The sequence below is a fragment of the Congregibacter sp. genome (genome assembly GCF_965660375.1).
GTDB lineage: Bacteria > Pseudomonadota > Gammaproteobacteria > Pseudomonadales > Halieaceae > Congregibacter.
Genome location: NZ_CBFHZO010000029.1, coordinates 1 through 4,910, shown reverse-complemented (window position 1 = coordinate 4,910; position 4,910 = coordinate 1). Strand labels below are relative to the sequence as shown.

Annotated in this window: 5 protein-coding genes; 2 read left to right on the top strand and 3 right to left on the bottom strand. The window is 59.3% G+C overall.

Translation table 11 applies throughout. From position 1 onward, the window contains the following. Positions 1–297, bottom strand: a 297-nt coding sequence (locus ACTG3T_RS02435; RefSeq protein WP_439100675.1) for a COX15/CtaA family protein, incomplete at its 3' end; no start/stop codon positions are given. A gap of 178 nt (positions 298–475) precedes the next feature. Between ACTG3T_RS02435 and ACTG3T_RS02430 the strand changes: the two genes are divergently transcribed. After that, positions 476–2,374 carry an ATP-binding cassette domain-containing protein gene (locus ACTG3T_RS02430; RefSeq protein ID WP_439100676.1) on the top strand — a complete coding sequence of 633 codons (1,899 nt, stop codon included), beginning with the start codon at positions 476–478 and terminating at the stop codon, positions 2,372–2,374. 42 nt (positions 2,375–2,416) lie between these two features. On the opposite strand, the gene ACTG3T_RS02425 is transcribed toward ACTG3T_RS02430, so the two are convergent. After that, complete coding sequence (locus ACTG3T_RS02425) at positions 2,417–3,604, bottom strand: aromatic amino acid transaminase (protein ID WP_439100674.1); 1,188 nt, start codon at positions 3,602–3,604, stop codon at positions 2,417–2,419. 198 nt (positions 3,605–3,802) lie between these two features. On the opposite strand from ACTG3T_RS02425, the gene ACTG3T_RS02420 reads away from it, so the two are divergent. Further along, complete coding sequence (locus ACTG3T_RS02420; protein WP_439100673.1) at positions 3,803–3,994, top strand: hypothetical protein; 192 nt, start codon at positions 3,803–3,805, stop codon at positions 3,992–3,994. A gap of 70 nt (positions 3,995–4,064) precedes the next feature. Here the strand turns inward: ACTG3T_RS02420 and ACTG3T_RS02415 are convergent, their stop codons facing one another. Beyond that, a complete protein-coding gene (locus ACTG3T_RS02415; RefSeq protein ID WP_439100672.1) occupies positions 4,065–4,802 on the bottom strand; it encodes an HAD family hydrolase in 738 nt (245 codons plus the stop codon). Positions 4,803–4,910 lie beyond the last annotated feature (108 nt).

Genomic DNA, 4,910 nt, shown 5'->3' with positions numbered 1-4,910 from the left:
AACCCGGTGGAGATATTCGTACATGAATATCACCTTGAATTCATCCAACCCCATACCCTGATTGATCTTCTGATACTCGGGAAAGCGCTGATACTTGGCAAAAACCTCCAGCCAGGCAGCCTCGCCGATGGGAGGCCAGATTCCCATGATAGGCCGCCACTCCACCATGGACAGGCCCGACTCCGTGAGCCTGGTAACGCCACCGAGCAAAATCATCCCGTAGATCACCACGGCGCAGGCCAGCAGCCAGAGGGCCAGCTGTCGGTCGTTGTGCGTTTGGTATGCGCGTGAAAACATCTCGTTCCTAAAAGAAGCCTAAGCAGCAAAGCATGGGCGCTTCGGCGGCTATATCCCGGCAAAAAAGCGGCGCAATGATAGCGGAATCGACTGTGTGTCGCCCAGAGTTGTAGAAATTTACGTGGATCTTTCGTCGAGCACGTTAGAATGCGCGCTCATTTTTTACAGCACCCGATTCATGGATCTTTTGCGTCTCGAGCAGGCCAACCTGCACTTTGGCACACACGTACTTCTGGACAGCGTGGACCTGCAAATCAGCAGCGGTCAGCGACTGGGCCTTTTGGGGCGTAACGGCGAAGGCAAAAGCACCCTGCTGAAGATCCTGGCGGGGGATCTGGCCCTGGATGGTGGAGAACGCTGGCTTCGCCCGGGCACCCGCATCGCTCGGCTGGAGCAGGAGCTGCCCGATACCGCCGACATCACTGTCTATGACTATGTTGCCGACGGCCTGGCAGAAACCGGTGCCCTGCTGCGTCGCTTTGAGCAGCTTACCTCCTCCGCCGATGCCGATCTGGTGGAGTTGGAGCGGGTACAACACGCTCTGGAAGCGGCCGATGGATGGCAACTGGGGCAACGCGTGGAGAGTACCCTCAGCCAGCTGGACCTTAAGCGGGACACCCTCATGGCCAGCCTCTCGGGTGGCTGGCGGCGCCGCGCGGCACTCGCCCGCGCCCTGGTGAGCGACCCGGATATTCTGCTGCTGGACGAGCCTACCAACCATCTGGACATTCCCGCCATCGAGTGGCTCCAGGAGCAGCTCACAGCTCTGCGCTGCGCACTGGTGCTGATTACCCACGACCGGCGGTTTCTCCAGGGTGTTGCGGACCACATTGCAGAGCTGGATCGTGGCAATCTCACTGTCTGGCAGGGCAGCTACGAAGGCTTTTTGAGTCACCGGGAGCAGCAGCTTGCCGCCGAGGAACGCGCCAACGCTCTCTTCGACAAACGCCTCAGTGAAGAAGAAAAGTGGATCCGTCAGGGTATTAAGGCGCGTCGCACCCGCAATGAGGGTCGGGTACGTGCCCTTAAAGCCATGCGTGAAGAGCGCAGCGCCCGGCGGGAGCGCACGGGCACAGCCAACCTTAACGTGGAGACCGCCCAGCGCAGCGGCAAAATCGTTGCGGAGCTTGAGGACGCCAGTGTCGTCCTCGGCGGTCGGACGATTATCAAACCCTGCACCCTGTTGCTGCAGCGCGGCGATCGGGTGGGTATCGTCGGCCCCAACGGCGCCGGAAAGAGCACGCTCATCCGCCTGCTTACCGGCGAACTGACACCGGAAACCGGGACGGTCCGCCTGGGGAGCAAGCTGGAAATTGCCTACGGTGATCAGCAACGCTCAACGCTGGACCCGACAAAGAACCTCATCGACAACGTCTGCGGCGGGCGAGACTTTATTGAAATCGACGGCCGTCGCAAGCACGCCGTGTCCTATTTGGGTGACTTTCTGTTTTCCCCCCAGAGGCTTCGTACACCCGTAGGCGCCCTGTCCGGCGGAGAGCAAAACCGCGCGGTACTTGCACTGCTGTTCAGTAAACCCGTCAATCTGCTGGTGCTGGACGAGCCCACCAACGACCTGGATATCGAAACCCTTGAGCTCCTGGAAGAGCTTCTGATGGAGTTCAAGGGCACGGTGCTGCTGGTAAGCCACGACCGCGCCTTCATGGATAACGTAGTCACCAGCCTGCTGGTGCTCACTGGTAACGGCACCATCGAGGAACACGCCGGGGGCTTCAGCGACTGGGAAGCCCGGGGCGGTCGACTTTTGCCCCTGGATGCCATGCCCCATGAGCGTGTGGCTGACACAACGCCAGCAGCCGAAGCCCCGAGCGAGCCCCCGGCCAAAAAAAGCACGCAAAAGAAGCTTAGCTACAAAGAGCAGCGTGAGCTGGATAGTCTGCCGGCAGAAATAGAGACGCTGGAATCGCGCCAGGGAGAACTTGAGACCTTATGCGCTGAGCCCGCTTTTTATGAGCGCGATGCCCAGGAAGTGAAAGATCTCCTCGCCGAGCTGGCGGGCATCGGCGAGGCACTGGAAGAAAAAATCGAACGCTGGACGGAGCTTGAAGAACGCGCCTAGGTTCACGAATTCCCGTGCCCGGCAAGTGCTGTAACCCTCGGGCTACAGCACTTTTGCGATGGAGTCGGCGAGGTAATCAATATTCCGGGCGTTTACTCCCGCGACGTTAATCCGTGACGAGCCCAGCATGTACACGCTGTACTCATCACGCAGGGCCTGCACCTGATCACCGCTCAATCCTAAAAAGGAGAACATGCCCTTTTCGGCGCGAATAAACTCAAAGTCCCGTCCCGTAGCCCCCTGGAGTTTCTCCACCAGGTCACTGCGCAGGCCATTAATGCGCTCACACATACCGTGAAGTTCCGACTGCCAGCTGGCGGTAAGTGCAGGATCCGAAAGAACCGCACTCGCGAGGAGGGCACCGTGCGCCGGCGGCATGGAATACACGCGCCGCGCCGCAACCTTGGCCTGGCTCAACAGGGCATCGGCGCTCTTGGCGTCTTTGCACAGAAACATTGTGCAGCCGGTACGTTCGCGATAGAGCCCCATATTCTTGGAACAGGACGCCGCAATAATCATCTCGGGTAATCGCTCTGCAAGCTGCCTGAGGCCGGCGGCATCCGCATCCAGTCCGTCGCCCAGGCCCTGGTAGGCAATATCAATGAAGGGCATAAAGCCCTGGGCCTCGGCCATATCACCAATAATCGACCACTGCTCCTGGGAGAGGTCCGCTCCACAGGGGTTATGGCAGCAGCCGTGGAGCAGCACAATATCGCCGCTGGCTGCGCCCTTGAGATCCTCAACCATGGCGTCAAAATTTACTCCATGGGTCCCGGCGTCGTAATAGCGGTAGGTAGAAAACTGCAGCCCCACACTCCCCAGTAGGGGAATATGTACGGGCCAGGTGGGGTCGGATACCCAAACCCTGGCGCCAGGCGATGCTGCCTGAATAATCTCCGCCCCGATTCGAATGGCACCGCAGCCCCCCGGCGCCTGAATGCTGCTCACCCGGCCATCGGCAAGCGCCGTGCTGTTCTCACCCAGAACCAGCTTCTGCATGCCGGGATTGAATCCCGCCACGCCCGCCGGGGGTAAATAGGCTTTGCTCGTTTCGCTGGATACAAGGCTCGCCTGCGCCTGACGTATGGCATCAAAGACCGGGCAGACGCCCTCCTCGTCCATGTAAATCCCTACGGTGAGATCCACTTTTTTAGGGTTTTCATCGGCGCGGCAAAGTGCGGCCAGACCAAGAATGGGGTCATCGGGGAGCAGAGACAAAGCGTCGAGCATGGTGAACATTCCTAAGCAGTGCAGACGGGATCAGGCCTTCAGAATACGCGAGGCCAACTGCGGATAAAACACGTGATTTTTCGACTGCCGGATATGTTCTGGCCCGGTGCGCATTTTTCACGTTTTTTATGCGGACTTTTTCCTTGTTGCCAGGCGTCAGAGATCTATCCTGCACGCAAAGTAAGAAGGAATACCGTCATGGCGGATAACAACGACAACGCAACATCACACCCCACGAACAGCCTGGTCGCATTTCTTGGTGCGATCAAGTTTCGCAAGCCAACCCAGGCTGCGAACGACGTCGATCAATACTTCGCGCAGCCGCAGCCCCAGGCCCGGCAACGTCGCCAACTTGCGGAAGAGAATTACTGGGTTCGCAGCGCCAACTGATCCTCCGGCAATCCAGGCGCTCTCCCTGGCACTCTCCCTGGCACTCTCCCAAGCACTTTTACCCTAACCGCTAACCACGCAAAGCGTGGGGCAGCATGCGCTCGTACATTTGCTGTGCCTGAGCGCACATCTGGTCCTGCTCCGCACTCAGAACAGCAGACTCCTCCACGGAGCTCTCCGCAGGCGTCGCGAACCCTGTTGAAGACCAGACAGAAGCGTACCAATGGGGTGCCCACACACCATCACTGTCGCGGGGTCCCGACGGCCACTGCAGCATCGCTTCCTCAAAGGGCAGCGACAGCCGCTCGCAGAGCTGCGACAACACGGCGCGGGGATCGCTCAGAGTAAGCGCCGCATCCAGCACCGGCGGGACCTCTCCCAGGCGCTCACACTCTCGCTCAAACAACGCAGCCTGTTGTGCAAAGCCCAATTCCTCCAAAGTAAAATCACTGCGAACCCGGGCGTAGGACGCGATGATCCGGCGCGGTTCGCGGATAAGAAAACAGTTAGTGAGCTTTTCCGTAAAAGACAAGTCCATGCCTGGCAATATGTGCTGGGTCATATGTTTTTGGTAATAGAGCGCAGCGGGTTCTTCGCTGCACAGGCCGCCGGCAACCTCCCGCCAATCCTGCGACTGGCTGGCGAGAATGTCTGCCCCCCCGGGGTGTTCCAGACCGGTCTCAGCCAGATAAGCCGCGTAAAGAGGCTCATCTACCACCGCGCTGTCGCTGCGATTTTCAAAGGACCGCATCATCGCGGTGCTGATATTTCGCGGTCCTGACCACATCGCCACGCGTTTTACCGTCATGAGCTAATCCTGGCTGCGTGTATGGAGACGTCCCGGGCCTTCGATGTAGTCGGCAACGTAGCGACGGTAGGCTGACTGCAGCTGGGATACCACCGGCCCCCGCTCCCC